The organism is Agrobacterium sp. T29 (assembly GCF_006970545.1).
Classification (GTDB): domain Bacteria; phylum Pseudomonadota; class Alphaproteobacteria; order Rhizobiales; family Rhizobiaceae; genus Agrobacterium; species Agrobacterium leguminum.
The window spans coordinates 1,358,258-1,374,318 of record NZ_CP040641.1 but is presented as its reverse complement, the minus strand read 5'-3'; the positions used below and the strand labels follow the sequence as shown (position 1 = coordinate 1,374,318).

Annotated in this window: 15 protein-coding genes; 4 read left to right on the top strand and 11 right to left on the bottom strand. The window is 60.9% G+C overall.

Annotation, left to right across the window (positions count from 1 at the left end; all coding sequences use genetic code 11):
- Nucleotides 1-4 precede the first annotated feature (4 nt).
- The 6 genes from FGF54_RS21340 to FGF54_RS21315 all read right to left on the bottom strand — a co-directional run bounded on the left by FGF54_RS21340 (nt 5) and on the right by FGF54_RS21315 (nt 6,298).
- Nucleotides 5-1,600 carry a GMC family oxidoreductase gene (locus FGF54_RS21340; protein WP_035223586.1) on the bottom strand — a complete coding sequence of 532 codons (1,596 nt, stop codon included), beginning with the start codon at nt 1,598-1,600 and terminating at the stop codon, nt 5-7.
- Nucleotides 1,601-1,676: 76 nt separating this feature from the next.
- Nucleotides 1,677-2,684, bottom strand: coding sequence for a branched-chain amino acid ABC transporter permease (locus FGF54_RS21335; RefSeq protein ID WP_142781031.1), 1,008 nt, complete (start codon nt 2,682-2,684; stop codon nt 1,677-1,679).
- A gap of 1 nt (nt 2,685) precedes the next feature.
- Nucleotides 2,686-3,573, bottom strand: coding sequence for a branched-chain amino acid ABC transporter permease (locus tag FGF54_RS21330; RefSeq protein ID WP_065657339.1), 888 nt, complete (start codon nt 3,571-3,573; stop codon nt 2,686-2,688).
- 2 nt (nt 3,574-3,575) lie between these two features.
- A complete protein-coding gene (locus tag FGF54_RS21325; RefSeq protein WP_065657340.1) occupies nt 3,576-4,277 on the bottom strand; it encodes an ABC transporter ATP-binding protein in 702 nt (233 codons plus the stop codon).
- 1 nt (nt 4,278) lies between these two features.
- The gene (locus tag FGF54_RS21320; RefSeq protein ID WP_065657341.1) at nt 4,279-5,064 is read right to left on the bottom strand and encodes an ABC transporter ATP-binding protein; all 786 of its coding nucleotides are present in this window, start codon (nt 5,062-5,064) and stop codon (nt 4,279-4,281) included.
- Between the two features lie 25 nt (nt 5,065-5,089).
- On the bottom strand, nt 5,090-6,298 hold the full coding sequence (locus FGF54_RS21315; protein WP_080857693.1) for an ABC transporter substrate-binding protein: 1,209 nt from the start codon (nt 6,296-6,298) through the stop codon (nt 5,090-5,092).
- 232 nt (nt 6,299-6,530) lie between these two features.
- On the opposite strand from FGF54_RS21315, the gene FGF54_RS21310 reads away from it, so the two are divergent.
- Nucleotides 6,531-7,448, top strand: coding sequence for a LysR family transcriptional regulator (locus FGF54_RS21310; protein ID WP_065657343.1), 918 nt, complete (start codon nt 6,531-6,533; stop codon nt 7,446-7,448).
- A 135-nt stretch (nt 7,449-7,583) separates the two neighbouring features.
- Nucleotides 7,584-8,606: an LLM class flavin-dependent oxidoreductase gene (locus FGF54_RS21305; protein WP_142781030.1), complete on the top strand. Its 1,023-nt coding sequence runs from the start codon at nt 7,584-7,586 to the stop codon at nt 8,604-8,606.
- 187 nt (nt 8,607-8,793) lie between these two features.
- Here the strand turns inward: FGF54_RS21305 and FGF54_RS21300 are convergent, their stop codons facing one another.
- Entirely contained in the window at nt 8,794-9,912 is a 1,119-nt protein-coding gene (locus FGF54_RS21300) for a mandelate racemase/muconate lactonizing enzyme family protein (protein WP_142781029.1), read from the bottom strand.
- Between the two features lie 232 nt (nt 9,913-10,144).
- Here FGF54_RS21300 and FGF54_RS21295 point away from each other — a divergent pair, with 232 nt between their 5' ends.
- Nucleotides 10,145-10,819, top strand: a complete 675-nt coding sequence (locus FGF54_RS21295; RefSeq protein ID WP_142781028.1) for a GntR family transcriptional regulator — start codon at nt 10,145-10,147, stop codon at nt 10,817-10,819.
- A 109-nt stretch (nt 10,820-10,928) separates the two neighbouring features.
- A complete protein-coding gene (locus FGF54_RS21290; RefSeq protein ID WP_142781027.1) occupies nt 10,929-12,398 on the top strand; it encodes a mannitol dehydrogenase family protein in 1,470 nt (489 codons plus the stop codon).
- 51 nt (nt 12,399-12,449) lie between these two features.
- On the opposite strand, the gene FGF54_RS21285 is transcribed toward FGF54_RS21290, so the two are convergent.
- Genes FGF54_RS21285 through FGF54_RS21270 form a run of 4 tightly spaced genes read right to left on the bottom strand, consistent with a single transcriptional unit; the run spans nt 12,450 to nt 16,053 of the window.
- The gene (locus FGF54_RS21285) at nt 12,450-13,295 is read right to left on the bottom strand and encodes an ATP-binding cassette domain-containing protein (RefSeq protein WP_003522486.1); all 846 of its coding nucleotides are present in this window, start codon (nt 13,293-13,295) and stop codon (nt 12,450-12,452) included.
- Entirely contained in the window at nt 13,292-14,131 is an 840-nt protein-coding gene (locus FGF54_RS21280; protein WP_127757860.1) for an ABC transporter ATP-binding protein, read from the bottom strand. Before FGF54_RS21280 ends, FGF54_RS21285 begins: the two co-directional genes overlap by 4 nt.
- Before the next feature lie 3 nt (nt 14,132-14,134).
- Nucleotides 14,135-15,049: an ABC transporter permease subunit gene (locus FGF54_RS21275; protein WP_080819996.1), complete on the bottom strand. Its 915-nt coding sequence runs from the start codon at nt 15,047-15,049 to the stop codon at nt 14,135-14,137.
- A complete protein-coding gene (locus FGF54_RS21270; RefSeq protein WP_003522483.1) occupies nt 15,046-16,053 on the bottom strand; it encodes an ABC transporter permease subunit in 1,008 nt (335 codons plus the stop codon). The genes FGF54_RS21275 and FGF54_RS21270 overlap by 4 nt, the downstream gene beginning before the upstream one ends.
- Nucleotides 16,054-16,061: the final 8 nt, after the last annotated feature.

Below are 16,061 nucleotides of genomic sequence, written 5' to 3'. Positions count from 1 at the left end.
CCTTTCAGCGATTATCCGCAAGGATCATGTCGGCGGCCTTTTCGGCAATCATGATCGTTGGGGAATTGGTATTTCCGGATGTGATGCGCGGCATCACCGATGCATCGGCGACGCGCAGCCCGGCGAGCCGGCGGAATTTCAGCCGCGCATCGACAACGCTTTCCATGTCCGAACCCATGCGCAACGTGCCAACGGGATGGAAGATGGTGGTGCCGATATCGCCCGCCGCCTTGGCGAGATCATTGTCGTTTTCGAAGGAGGGACCCGGCTTGTATTCCTGCGGCTTGAAGCGCGCGAAGGCCGGTTGGGCGACGATGCGGCGCGTCAGCCGCATGGCGTCGATGGCCACCTGGCGGTCACCTTCGGTGGAAAGATAGTTCGGGCGGATTTCCGGCTGCATGGCGAAATCCGGTCCTTTCACATGCACTGAGCCCCGGCTTTCCGGCCGCAGATTGCAGACACTTGCGGTAATGGCCGGAAAAGTGTGAACCGGATCGCCGAACTTGTCGAGCGAAACCGGCTGGACATGATACTCCAGATCGGCGGTTTCCTTTTCCGGCGAAGATCGGGTGAAAACACCGAGCTGGCTCGGCGCCATCGACATCGGCCCGGAGCGCGTCAGCGCATATTCGAGGCCGATCCTCGCCTTGCCGAACAGGGTGGAGGCCCTTTCATTCAGCGTCAGGACGCCGGAGACCTTGTAGACCATGCGCAGCTGCAGATGGTCCTGCAGGTTTTCACCCACACCCTGAACCTCCGCTACTGTGTCGATACCGGCCGCCTGCAACACATCGCCACGGCCGACGCCGGAAAGCTCCAGAATATGCGGCGAGCCGATGGCACCGGCAGACAGCACCGTCTCGCGCCGCGCCCGCATCGTTTTCAAGACGCCATCATGGTGAAACTCGACGCCGGTGACACGGCCTTCTTCGATGATGAGACGCTTGACATGGGCCTTGGTCAGAACCGTCAGGTTCTTGCGGCCGAGCGCCGGCTTCAGGAAGGCTTTCGCCGTGTTCCAGCGCCAGCCCGCCCGCTGGTTGACATCGAAATAACCGGCACCCTCATTGTCGCCCCGGTTGAAATCATCGGTCGCGGGAATGCCCGCCTCGCCCGCCGCCTTCTGGAAGGCGTCCAGCACATCCCAGCGCACACGGGCCTTTTCCACACGCCACTCGCCGCCGGCGGAATGCATCTCGTTTTTGCCGCGATAAAAGTCTTCCGACTTCAGGAAATAGGGCAGGATATCGTTCCATCCCCAGCCCTCGCAGCCAAGCTGCCGCCACATATCGTAATCGCGCGCCTGGCCGCGCATATAGATCATGCCGTTGATGGAGGAGCAGCCGCCAAGGACCTTGCCGCGTGGATAGATCAGCGAGCGGCCGTTCAGCCCCGGCTCTTCCGCCGTCTTGAAACACCAGTCGGTGCGCGGATTGTTGATGCAATAGAGATAACCGACCGGAATGTGGATCCAATGGTAATTGTCGTTGCCGCCCGCTTCGAGAAGCAGCACGCGGTTGTTCGGATCTTTCGAAAGGCGGTTGGCGAGAACGCATCCGGCACTCCCCGCTCCGATGACGATATAGTCATATTCGCCCATGCTCTTCTCCATACGCCGCTCTTGCCGCGCCGTCCCGGACGCGGAGGAGGCCTTTTCCAGTGTTTTCAAAAAATGTTTAGCTGCGGTGCTGAAAGCCGAGTTTTCTCCCGAGCCGCGACGCGTAAAATTCGCCGATCAGACCGCGCCGGAACACCAGAACGCAGGCCATGAACACGAGGCCGGTGATGATGGTGACCGGGAAATCGGACGTCGCGAGATAGTTCTGCAGGGTGACGACGAGACCCGCACCGAAGATCGGGCCAATCATGGTGCCGATACCGCCGAGCAGCGTCATCAGGATCACTTCACCCGACATCTGCCAGGTGACGTCGGTGAGCGTCGCAAACTGGAAGACCAGCGCTTTGAGGCCGCCCGCAAGACCGGCCAGCGTCGCCGACATCACGAAAGCACCGAGCTTGTAGCGCTGGACGCTATAGCCCAACGAAATGGCGCGCTGCTCGTTTTCGCGGATGGATTTCAGGATCATGCCGAAGGGCGAGTTGACGAAACGCCAGATGACCAGAAGTGCGAGCACAAAGGCGACAAGCACCGTGTAATAGATGTTGAGCGGCGCATTGAGGTCGAGAAGGCCGAAGAGATGGCCGCGCGGCACGCCCTGCAAGCCATCCTCGCCATGGGTGAAGGGCGCCTGAAGGCAGAAGAAATAAAACATCTGCGACAGCGCGAGCGTAATCATGGCGAAATAGATGCCCTGGCGGCGAATGGCGAAGAAGCCGATAACGAGACCGAGCAGCGCCGCCCCCGCCATGCCGATGACAAGGCCGAGTTCCGGCGTCACGCCCCATTCCTTTACCGAATAGGCGGTGAAATAGGCGGCACCGCCAAAGAATGCCGCATGGCCGAAGGAGAGTAGGCCCGTGTAACCGATCAGCAGATTGAAGGCGCAGGCAAACAGCGCGAAGCACAGCAGCTTCATCAGAAAGATCGGGTAAACGAACATCGGCGCGGCGATGAGGACGGCAAGCCCTGCAAGAATAAGCACGGTCTTGATGGTGCCGGCAGTCGTCGAAACCTCCGTCTGCGGCATTGCTCCGGCGGTGGGGCTATGGGTGGCTTTGGACATATCAGGCGTCCTTTCCGAAAAGTCCGGCGGGGCGGATGAGCAGCACAAAGGCCATGATAACGAAGATGACGATGTTGGAAGCTTCCGGGTAGAACACCTTGGTGAGGCCCTCTGCGACGCCCAGCATGTAACCGGTGACGATGGCGCCCATGATCGACCCCATGCCGCCGACCACGACCACGGCGAAGACGACGATGATGAGGTTCGTGCCCATCAGCGGCGAGACCTGATAGATCGGCGCGGCGAGAACCCCGGTGAAACCGGCAAGGCCGGCACCCAGCGCGTAGGTCAGCGTCAGGAGAACAGGCACGTTGATGCCGAAAGCCTGCACCAGCGTCGGGTTTTCCGTCGCAGCGCGCAGATAGGAGCCAAGCCGCGTCTTTTCGATCAACGCCCAGGTGGCGATGCAGACGATGAGCGAAATGACGACAACAAAAGCGCGGTAATTCGGCAGGAACATGAAGCCGAGATTGGTGCCGCCGGCAAGCTGCGGCGGAACCGAATAGGGCTGGCCAGCAGCGCCATAAAGCCAGCGGAACGTGCCTTCCACCACCAGCGCGAGACCGAAAGTGAACAGCAGCCCGTAAAGCGGATCGAGATCGTAAAGCCGCGACAGCAGGAAGCGTTCGACGATCGCACCGAAAAGCGCCACGACGAAAGGTGTGACGATGAGCGCCACCCAAAAATTGATGCCGAAATATTGCAGGCCGAGGAAGGCGACGAAAGCGCCGAGCATATATTGCGCGCCATGGGCAAAATTGATGACGCGCAGCAGGCCGAAAATGACGGCAAGGCCAAGCGACAGCAGCGCATAAAACGACCCGTTGATAAGGCCCACCAGCAATTGCCCGAGCAGTGCCTGAATTGGAACGCCGAAGATCATCGTCATCGTTAAACCCCCAGCACCTTGTTGAGCTCGCCCATGCGGCCGGAAAGCTCGCTGACCGGAAAATTGCTGACCATCTGACCGTGATCCATCAGGTAGAAACGGTCGGCGATACGGCTGGCAAAACGGAAATTCTGTTCGACCAGAACAACGGTCATGCCGCGGCTCTTCAGCTTTTGCAGCACCTCGCCAATGCGCTGCACGATGACCGGGGCAAGCCCCTCGGTCGGTTCGTCAAGCAGCAGCACCTTGACCCCGGTGCGCAGGATGCGCGCCATGGCCAGCATCTGCTGCTCGCCGCCGGAAAGCTTGGTGCCGGGGCTGGTGCGGCGTTCGTAAAGATTGGGAAACAGCTCGTATATTTCATCGAGCGTCATGCCGCCGGATGCGACGACGGGCGGCAGCTTCAGGTTCTCCTCGACGCTCAGCGTCGCGAAGATGCCGCGCTCTTCCGGCACGAAACCAAGGCCGTATTTCGCCGTGCGATGCAGCGGCACCGGCATCAGATCCTTGCCGCCCAGCTTGATGACGCCCTTGCGGTTTCGGATGATGCCCATGATGGTGCGCAGCGTCGTGGTCTTGCCCACACCGTTGCGGCCGAGAATGGTGATGGTTTCGCCCTCGCCGACCGTCAGATCGACACCGTGCAGCGCCTGGCTTTCGCCATACCAGGATTTCAGATTGGAGACTTCGAGCATTGCCGCCATATCAAGCCTCCTCCGTGCCCATATAGGCCGTGCGCACGCGCGGATCGGCGGCAACGGTGGCATAATCGCCCTCCGCCAGAATTTCACCGCGTTGCAAGACCGTGACGTGGTGGCAGATATCGGCCACGACTTTCAGATTATGTTCGACCATCAGCACCGCGCGTGTCTTTGCCACCTCGCGGATGAGTTCGGCGACATGGGCGACATCCTCGCCGCCCATGCCGGCCATCGGTTCATCTAGCAGCAGAACCTTCGGATCGAGCGCCAGCGTGGTGGCGATTTCGAGAACCCGCTTGCGGCCATAAGAAAGATCGGCCGCAAGCGCATGTTTTTCCCGTGTCAGGCCGACCATGGCGATCAGTTCCTCGGCGCGGGCGTTCAGCCTGTCGAGCGAGGAGAGCGGCAGCCAGAACTGCGTTGCAAGGCTGTTCGGCCGCTGCAACGCCACCCGCACATTTTCCAGAACCGTCAGATGCGGAAACACCGCCGATATCTGGAAAGACCTGACGAGGCCGAGACGCGCCACCTTGTCCGGCGGCGTCCTTGTTATGTCCGTTCCCATGAAGGTGATCGCCCCGCCTGTCGGCTGGAGAAACTTGGTCAACAGGTTGAAGACCGTTGTTTTGCCGGCACCGTTCGGACCGATAAGCGCATGCACGCGGGCATGGTGGACGTCGAGATCGACGTTTTTCACGGCCGCGAATGCGCCGAAGGTCTTGGAGAGACCGCGCGCCGAAAGAACGACGCGAGGTTCGGCCTGCCCGGCAAGGGCGGGAGCGATCGTCATCAAGCTTTCCCCTTTTTATTCTTCTTTACTGCGTTACCAGCGGGCAACCGCTTTTTGCGGGGTCCATGAAGGCTTCCTTGCCGGGGATGGTGGCAAGTACCTTGTAATAATCCCACGGCTGCTTGCTTTCGTCCGGCTTCTTCACTTCCATGAGATACATGTCGTGGATCATGCGGCCGTTGGCGGCCACATGGCCGTCCTTCGAGAAGACGTCGTTGACCGGCATTTCCTTCATGGCCTTGGCGACGGCATCGGCATCGTCTGTGCCGGCCTTTTCGATGGCCTTCAGGTAGTGCAGCACGGCGGAATAGGTGCCGGCATGCACCATGTTCGGCATGGCGCCGGTGCGTTCCTTGAAGCGTTCGCCGAACTTGCGCGATTCATCGTCGCGGTCCCAATAAAAACCTTCCGTCAGCGTCAACCCTTGAGCCGCTTCGAGACCGAGGCCGTGGACTTCTGCAAGCGTGAAGAGAAGCGCCGCAAGCCGCTGGCCGCCGGCGACGATGCCGAATTCGGCCGCCTGCTTGATGGCGTTGGAGGTATCGAGACCGGCATTGGCAAGACCGATGACCTTCGCGCCCGAGGACTGCGCCTGCAGCAGGAAGGAGGAATAGTCCGTCGTGGCAAGCGGATGGCGCACGGAACCCAGAACCTTACCGCCATTGGACTTGACGAAATTCGACGTGTTTTCTTCCAGCGAATAACCGAAGGCATAGTCGGCGGTCAGGAAGAACCAGCTGTCGCCGCCCTGCTTGACGAGCGCGCCACCGGTGCCGACCGCCAGCGAATAGGTGTCATAGGCCCAATGGAAACCATAGGGGCTGCACTGCTTGCCGGTCAGCTCGGTGGTTGCCGCACCCGTATTGATGGTGATCTTCTTCTTGTCCTTGGACAGCGCCTGCACGGCAAGGCCGACCGACGACGAGGTCAGTTCCATGATCGAATCGACCTGTTCGGTATCGTACCATTGGCGGGCGATATTGGAGGCGACGTCCGCCTTGTTCTGGTGGTCGGCGGTCACCACTTCCACCGGCGCATCGAGCACCTTGCCGCCGAAATCCTCGACCGCCATCTTCGCGGCTTCATAAGAGTATTTGCCGCCGAAATTGGCGTAGACGCCCGACTGGTCGTTCAAGATGCCGATCTTGACCTTGCCGTCCGAAATCTCGGCGGCATAAGCGGCGGTGCCAGCGGCCAGCGCCATGGCCGTGGATAAAACGATACTCTTACGCATGACTTCTCCTCCCAGAGATGATTGCGAGCCTCAGATGGGTCTGTGCAACGGTGAACGAAACCGCCTGCGGGCTTCCATGCCATTGCACCTGAACGGTCACACCGCCCTCCTCAAAGCGATGCATCCTGAGCCTAGACTTCTCGAATTCGGCCGTTGACACAAGAGCGGGGCATCATCAAATTGCGAACAGGAACTGTTCATTTTTGAACAGAACTCTTGATGGGAGACAAATATGGCTACCCCTTTCACCTGGGACGACCTGCAATATTTTCTGGCCGTGGCCCGCACCGGACAGCTCTCATCGGCAGCCCGAAGCCTGCGCACCAGCCACGCCACCGTCTCCCGCCATATCGACCGGCTGGAATTCTCGCTTAAAACCAAGCTGTTCGAGCGAAACCCGCGCGGTTATGAACTGACGACCGTCGGGCGGCGGCTGGTGGATACGGTCGAGCGTATCGAGGCAGAAGCGGAAAGGCTGCAATCGGATATTTCCGAAAGCGGCAGCCTGCTGCGCGGCGTGGTGCGCCTTAGCGCGCCTGAAGGTTTTTCCAATTTTTTCTTCGTGGAAAGGCTGAAAGACTTCGCCATCACGCATCCCCACATCATGGTGGAAATGGTGACGATCCAGCAGATCATGGCGCTTTCCAGAAAGGAGGCGGATGTGGCCGTCACGCTCGATCCGCCGAAGGCCGGTCCCTATATCAACGAACAGATCATCGATTATACGCTGCATATCTATGCCTCGCGTTCCTATCTCGCCGGACGGCCGAGAATCACCAAGCGCGAGGACCTGCTCGATCACTTCTTCATCGGTTACGTACAGGACCTGATCTTCTCACCCGGCCTTGATTATATGCGCGACGTGCTGCCCGGCCTGCGTCCGGGCTTTCAGTCCTCGAGTATTTTCGCGCAGCTGACTGCCACGCTGAGCGGCCGGGGCCTGTGCATCCTGCCGAATTTCATCGCCGCGCGCTTTCCGGATTTGCAGATGGTGCTTGCCGGCGAAGTGGAACTGCGGCGCGGCTACTGGCTGACGAGCCATCAGGACCTTGCCAATGTGCCGCGTGTGCGCTCGCTGATGGACTTCATTCTCACCACGGCGCGCGCGCATGAAAAACTCTTCATCCTCGACCGCCGGATGATGGTCTGAACAGCCATCGTTCACATTTCGGCGACACCCTGTCTACGCGCGGCCGGTTGGAGGATGCGCGTGCCAGCCTATATGACTGACAACAACGAAGCCGGTTTGTGAAGACCGGCATCCTCCGACATCTGGAAGGTCATCATGAAAAAGATCGGATTCCTGTCCTTCGGCCACTGGACGCCCTCGCCCCAGTCGCAAACCCGCTCGGCTGCGGACACGCTGCTGCAATCGATAGACCTCGCCGTCGCGGCGGAAGAGCTGGGCGCCGACGGCGCTTATTTCCGCGTGCACCATTTCGCCCGCCAGCTTGCCTCGCCCTTTCCGCTGCTGGCTGCCGTCGGCGCGCGCACGAAAAAGATCGAGATCGGCACCGGCGTCATCGACATGCGTTATGAAAACCCGTTCTACATGGCGGAGGACGCCGGTTCGGCGGACCTCATCGCCGGCGGACGCCTGCAGCTCGGCATCAGCCGCGGCTCGCCGGAACAGGTGATCGATGGCTGGCGTTATTTCGGTTACCGCCCGGCCGAAGGCCAGAGCGAAGAAGACATGGCGCGTCAGCACACCGAAGTCTTTCTCGAGCTTCTGAAAGGTGAAGGTTTCGCTGAACCGAATCCGCCCCCGATGTTCCCCAACCCGCCCGGCCTTTTGCGGCTGGAGCCGCATTCCGAAGGGCTGCGCGAGCGCATCTGGTGGGGTTCGAGTTCCAATGCAACGGCGGTCTGGGCGGCAAAGCTTGGCATGAACCTGCAAAGCTCCACCCTGAAGACGGATGAAACGGGCGAGCCTTTCCATGTCCAGCAGGCGCAGCAGATCCGCACCTTCCGGGAAGCCTGGAAGGAAGCGGGCCACACCCGCGAACCGCGTGTATCGGTCAGCCGCAGCATCTTCGCCCTCGTCAACGACCGCGACCGGTCCTATTTCGGTTACGGCAACGAAGGCGATGACAAGATCGGTTATATAGACGACAAGACACGCGCGATCTTCGGGCGCAGCTATGCCGCCGAACCGGAAAAACTGATCGAACAGCTGAAAGCCGACGAGGCCATCGCCGAGGCCGACACGCTGCTCCTGACAGTGCCGAACCAGCTGGGCGTCGATTACAACGCCCATGTGATCGAGACGATCCTCAAGCAAGTGGCGCCGGCTCTTGGCTGGCGCTAAATTTGGAAAAATTGCATCATCCACACTCCGTCACCCCGGACTAGATCCGGGGTCCAGCGCGATCAAGTCTTTGATCGCGAAAGATTCTTTTCACGGCGCAGACGCGCCGTGGCTGGATGCCGGATCTAGTCCGGCATGACGGAGGACGTGCTTTCCCTCCCTTAAAATCCGGGCTGTATACCGCTGCTCATTTCACCGATTTGCCATAACGAGCGAAGCTTTCCGCCAGCGGCGTGGTGCTGGCGCCAGGGCGCTCCGGACGTTTGTAGACACCGTCCCGCACATGGATCGGCTCTTCGAAATGATCCTTGATCCAGGGAATATATTCGAGAATGGTCGAAGCCGGGTGCCAGTAGCTCAGATGCACATGCACCTGGCTCATCTCGCCGGCATGCGGCACCACGGGCAGGCGATGGGCGAGCGCCAGATCGGCAACCTGAATATATTCGGTGATGCCGCCAAGCCGGGTCACATCCGGCTGGACATAGGCAACCGCACCGGCATCGATGAATGAGCGGAACGCATCCACCGTGTAAAGCTGCTCCCCGAGCGCAATCGGAATCGACGTATTGCGCGCCAGCCGCGCATGGCTCGTCACATCGTCATACCAGAGCGGTTCCTCGAACCAGTAAATGTCCAGATCTTTCGCCGCCGCGCAGAAACGCTGGCATGTGGGCAAATCCCACTTGCCGTTGCCGTCGATGGCGATGCGGATGGACGAACCGACACGCTTGCGGACGGCGGCAAGGCGGGCAATGTCGATATTCGGATCGTCATGCCCGACCTTGATCTTCAGCCGGGTGAACCCATCCTCCTCCACCGCCCTTGCGCTGCCCGCCAGCAAATCCTCCAGCGTGAAGGAAAGCCAACCGATATCGGTATTATAGGCTTCCACCGCCGCAGTGCGCGCGCCGCCGAGATAGTGCCAGAGCGGCACGCCCGCCTTTTTCGCCTTCAGATCCCAGAGCGCAACGTCAATTGCGGCCAGCGCCAGATGGGTGATGCCCGCCCTGCCGACCCATTGCAGCGCCGGATAACGGGCCAGTTTCGTCCACAGCCTCGAATGCTCCGATGCATCCTCCCCCACCAGCAAGGGCGCGTAACAATCGCTGATGCAGGATGTGATCAGCCTGTCCGACGGCAGATGCGCGTGGGTGCCGGTAAAACCATAGCCCTCAAGGCCATCGCTGGTGGTGATCTTTGCGCCGACGACGCCCCAATGGGTGATGCTGTGGGTGGAATCGGAAATGGACTCCGATGTCAGCGGCAGGTGCAGGATGAAAGGTTCGACAGCGGTAATTTTCATGATCGGTCATTCCTCGATTGCTGAGTGCTTGCGGGGAGGAATAGACGCCGCGTCCCCGCGACCACGGGCCGCGCAGATGGGCTTTCGGGAAATTGCCAGACCGCCCTCCTCCAGCAGCCTGCTTCCGATGATGGATAGAGCTAAAGGAAAAACGGCTTTTGTAAAATAAAAAATTTTTTATTTTTAATATTCAGCCATTGCCAGTCCTTTAAAGCTGGGCAATGATGCCTCCATGAACTCGCTGGTCAAAGTCACGCTCGCCGAACAGGCGCATCAGGAACTGCGCGCGCGCATCGTCAGCGGCAGATTGCGCGGCGGCGAACGCCTGCTGCCCAACGAGCTTGCCGCCGATCTCGGCATCAGCCCCACGCCGGTGAAGGAAGCCTGCCTGAAACTCGAGGCCGATGGGCTGGTGGTCAATTCCTCCCGGCGCGGCATGGTGGTGCGCGATTTCACCGTGGAGGATGTGGAGGAACTTTACGCCGCCAGAATGCTGCTCGAAAAAGGCGCCGTGGAAGTGGCCTTCGACGCCGGGCAACTGGATGGGGCGCTGCACACGGAACTGCTGGAAAGCCTGGCGAAACATCGCGAATTCGCCAAAGGCTCGACGCTCGACGAATTGTCGAAAGCGCTTTTTTACGACCGCAGCTTCCATACGACCCTTGTGTCGGCGGCGCGCATTCCCGTCATTTCCGGCTCGCATGAGCGCATTCTCGACCAGACCCACACGGTTTTCGTCTCGATCCTTGGCGACTACGCCCGCTCGGTCGAGGAGCATCAGAATATCGCCGATGCCATCGCCGCCGGCAGCAAGGCCCAGATCGTCGATGCCCTGTGGCGGCATCTCGAGCGCAGTCGCCAGAATACGCTGCGCCAGGTCCGGCTGCTCAAAGAGGCCGGCGCCTGATCATTCCGCATATAAGGGGAGGAACCGACATGATGCGCCACAAGCCGGACGCCGCAATGAGAGCGGCGCGAGCCACAACCCTCCCGTTCCGCATGGGGATTTCGCATCGATGACAGACCGGCTTTCCGCTGCAACCCTGCCCCGCCTGCCGCAATCCGTCACGACACCCACCTATGACCGTCAAAGCGTCACGCCCGGCATCGTCCACCTCGGCGTCGGGGCCTTTCATCGGGCGCATCAGGCGGTTTTCATCGACGATTGCCTTAATCGCGGTGAAACCCGATGGGGCATCGTCGCCGCATCGCTGCGCAGCCCGGACACGCGCGACGCCATCGAGCCGCAGGATAATCTCTACACCTTTTGCCTGCGAGACGGTGAGAGCGAGCGCCTGCGCATCATCGGTTCGATTCTCGAAACCATCGTCGCCCCGGAAGAGCCTGAACGGCTGGTGGAGCGGATGGCCGATCCGCGCGTCCTCATCGTCACCCTGACCGTGACGGAAAAAGGTTACCTGACCAATCTCGCCTCCCGCAGCCTGCTGCGCGATCATCCCGATATCGCCCATGACCTTCAAAACCCGGAGCGGCCGCGCTCCATCTTCGGCTTCATCCTTGCGGCCACGCGGCGCAGGCGCAGGCAAGGTTCTCAGCCCCTGACGCTCCTGTCCTGCGACAACCTGCCCGCCAACGGCCATGTGCTGCAAAAGCTGCTGCTGGAATTTGCGGAACTGGCCGATCCGGAACTGGTTTCCTTCATCGAAACAAACATTGCCTGCCCCTGCTCCATGGTGGACCGGATCGTTCCTGCCACCACGGATGCGGACCGGGAGGCGATTTCGGCCGCACTCGGCCTCAGCGATGCCTGGCCGGTGGTGGCCGAACCCTATTTCCGTTTTGTCATTGAAGATCGTTTTCCGCATGGAAGGCCGGCGCTCGAGAAATCGGGCGTGGAATTCGTCGGCAATGTCGAGCCCTACGAGCATATGAAGCTCAGAATGCTGAACGGCTCCCACAGCGCCATCGCCGCCATCGGCCAGATTGCCGGCCTTGCGACGGTGGCGGATGCATGGGGTGAAAAGCCCGTGCGCGATTTCATCGACGCCTATTGGCGCGAGATCGAACGGACGCTCGATCCCGCCGTAGACGGGGCGGAATTCGCAGCCGGCCTGCGGCAGCGTTTCGCCAATCCCTCATTGCAGCACAAGACCATGCAGATCGCCTCCGATGCGTCGCAGAAAGTGCCGCTGCGCATTCTTGGCCCGTTGCGCGAATTGCTTGCGGAGAAGGCCGAAAGCCGGACGGTCATTTTCGCCGTCGCGCTCTGGATCAGGTCCTGCGCGGACAAGAATGAAAAGGGGCAGCCGATCACCATTCTTGATCCCGCTTTCAAGGAGTGGGATGCGCCGGATCAACTGGCAATGGCGCCGGATGCGATCGTCGACCGTTTTCTGACTTTCGAACGCACATTTGGCAGCGACCTGCCCAGGAACGAAACCTTCGTCCCAGCCCTGAAAGCCGCCTATCGCGACATTCGGGAACATGGCGGGCTTGCGGCAATCGCGCGTTTCCTGAAGTCCTGAAAAAAGAACAGGCCGGAAATCCGGCCTGTTCCTAACTTCGGCCGTCAACCTTCAGGCTGTCGCTGCCAGCCGCGCCGCCTTGCGGCGTTCCACGCGGGCGCGGATGGCATCGACATCCGTGATCGGTGTCGCGGCGAAAAGCTGGCGGGTATAGGGATGCTTCGGATCGGCGAAGAGTTCCTCGCGCGTGCCCTGCTCCACCGCCACACCCTTCGAAATGACCATCACATCGTCGGCGATGTAACGCACCACCGAAAGATCGTGGCTGACGAAAACATAGGTCAGCTCGAATTCTTCCTGAAGGTCGGCGAGAAGGTTCAGCACCTGCGCCTGCACGGAAAGATCGAGCGCGGAGACCGGCTCGTCCAGCACCAGCAGCGCCGGGTTCAGCATCAGTGCGCGCGCAATGGCGATGCGCTGGCGCTGGCCGCCGGAGAACATGTGCGGATAACGGTTGAAATGCTCAGGACCGAGACCGACCTTCACCAGCATGGCTTCGGCCCGCTCGCGCCGCTCGGAAGCCGGTATTTTGGTGTTGATGACCAGCGGTTCCATCAGCACGTCGCCCACCTTCTGACGCGGATTGAGGCTGCCATAGGGGTTCTGGAACACCATCTGCACCTTGGAGCGCATCTCCGTATCGGGACGGCGTCTGGCGATATCGACCGGCTTGCCTTCGATCTTCAGTTCGCCGCCGGATGCCGGGTCGATCAGCGCGATGATGCGGGCCAGCGTCGATTTACCGGAGCCGGATTCACCGACGATGGCGAGCGTCTTGCCGCGCTCGACGGTAAAGTCGATGCCCTTCAGGGCCTGCACCGTCTTGGCGCCACCGAACAGGCCGCCGGGAACGTGATAGTCGCGGGTAATGCCCTTGCCTTCGACAACGATACTCATTGAACGCCCTCCTTGCCGAAGAAATCGGAAACCGTGGGCAAACGGTCGCCGGTGGCATTTTCCGGCAGGGCCGAAAGCAGTGCCTTGGTATAGGGATGCTGCGGGGCCTCGAACAGGCTCAAGACATCCGCCTCCTCCATCTTGCGGCCCTTATATTGCACGACGACGCGATCTGCGGTTTCCGCCACCACGCCCATGTCATGGGTGATGAGAATCAGCGCCATGCCATATTCCGCCTGCAGGTTCATCAGCAGATCGAGGATCTGCTTCTGGATCGTCACATCGAGCGCGGTGGTCGGCTCGTCGGCGATCAGCAGGCGCGGCTTGGAAGCGATTGCGATGGCGATCATCACGCGCTGGCACTGGCCGCCCGACATCTGGTGCGGATAGGCCTTGAGCTTGGTTTCCGGCTCGGGAATGCCGACAGCCCGGAACAGTTCCAGGGCGCGGGCACGCGCGGCAGCGCCGCTCATGCCGAGATTGAGGCGCAGAACCTCCTCGATCTGGAAACCGACCGTGAAGGACGGGTTGAGCGAGGCGACCGGCTCCTGGAAGATCATGGTGATCTCGCGACCGATCACCCGGCGGCGCTCCTGCGGCGTCATGGCCAAAAGGTTCTTGCCGTCGAAGGTCATCTCGTCGGCGGTAATCGTCGCCGTATCGGGCAGAAGCCCCATGACGGCGAGCATCGATACCGACTTGCCGGAACCGGACTCGCCGACGATGGCCAGCACCTCGTGCTTGTCCACGGAAACATCGATGCCGTTGACGGCCGTGAAAGCGCCGGTGGCGGTGGCGAATTTGACGGTGAGGTTCTTGATTTTCAGCAGGCTCATCGCTCAGCTCCGCTTCAGTTTGGGATCGAGCGCATCGCGCAGGCCGTCACCCATGAGGTTGATGGCGAGCACCGAGATCAGGATCGTCAGGCCCGGAAGGGTAACGACCCACCAGGCGCGCAGGATGAATTCACGCGCTTCCGCCAGCATCGTGCCCCATTCGGAAGCCGGCGGCTGCGCGCCCATGCCGAGGAAGCCGAGAGCGGCGGCATCGAGAACCGCAGAGGAGAACGAAAGCGTCGCCTGAACGATCAGCGGCGCAAGGCAGTTCGGCAGGATGGTCTTGAACATCAGCCGGAAATTGCCGGCGCCTGCCACGCGGGCGGCGGTGACATATTCGCGCCTGAGTTCGCTCATGACCGCCGCACGTGTCAGACGCGCGAAATGCGGCTGGTAGACGATGGCAATCGCGATCATGGCATTGGTGAGACCCGGCCCGAGGACCGCAACCAGCACCAGCGCCAGAAGCAGCGACGGAAACGCCAGGATGACGTCCATCACGCGCATGATGACGGTATCCACCCAGCCACCGAAGAAGCCGGCGACGAGACCGATGACGATACCGCCGACAAGGGCGATGGAGACGACGACCACGCCGATGAACAGCGAATATTGCGCGCCGTAGATCAGGCGGGACAGCATGTCGCGGCCCACCGCATCGGTGCCGAAGAAGAAGCCGGCACGGCCGCCTTCCTGCCAGACCGGCGGGACGAGGAGCGCATCGCGATATTGTTGTGTCGGATCATGCGGGGCAAGGATCGGCGCGAAGATCGCCACCAGCACAAGCAGGATGAAGACGGCAAGCCCGATGACGGCGCCGCGGTTCTGGCGGAAATAGAACCAGAAATCGGCAAGCATCCGGCGGCGGATGGCGGCGTCCGAAAGGCGGACGCCGGGGGTGGTGGTCACATCGGTCATTTGTGACGGATCCTCGGATTGATGAGGCCATAGGTCAGATCGACGAGCAGGTTGACGATCATCACCAGACCCGCGATCAGGAGCAGGCCGCTCTGCACAACCGGATAATCACGGCGCGAGATGGAATCGATCATCCACTTGCCGATACCCGGCCAGGAAAAGATGGTTTCGGTCAGGATGGCGCCCGCCATCAGCACGCCGATCTGCAGGCCGATGGTGGTGATGACCGGGATCATGGCGTTGCGCAGCGCATGAATGCCGACGACGCGGGCGGACGACATGCCCTTGGCGCGGGCGGTGCGCACATAATCCTCACCCATGACTTCCAGCATGGCCGAGCGCGTCTGGCGTGCAATCACCGCCAGCGGAATGGTGGCGAGCACGACGGAGGGCAGGATGAGATGCGAAAAGGCCGACGCGAAGGCGCCCTTCTGGCCGGAAATCAGGCTGTCGATCAGCATGAAACCGGTGACGGAGGGGAAGAAATACATCAGCGAGATGCGGCCCGACACCGGCGTCCATTGCAGGATGCCGGAGAACATGATGATGAGCAGCAGCCCCCACCAGAAGATCGGCATGGAGAAGCCGACGAGCGCGGTCGTCATGGAAATCTGGTCGAACCAGGAACCGCGACGGATGGCGGCGATGACGCCGACCGGCACGCCGATCAGGGTTGCGATGATGATGGCGACGAGACCAAGCTCGACCGTCGCGGGGAAGAGCGACAGGAACTCGGTGAGAACCGGCTTCTTGGTGACCAGCGAATTGCCGAGATCGCCCTGAAGCAGCCGTCCGAGGAAATGAAGATATTGCTGCCAGATGGGCTGGCTGAAGCCGAGCTGTTCGGCAAGCTGCGCATGCCGTTCGGGTGAAATGCCGCGTTCGCCCGCCATCAGCAGCACGGGATCTCCCGGCAGGACGCGCACGAAGGAGAAGGCGACAAAGGTGATCCCGAGAAATGTCGGAACGAGGTAGAGAAGTTTGCCGAGAATGAACCGGATCATGGCTTTTT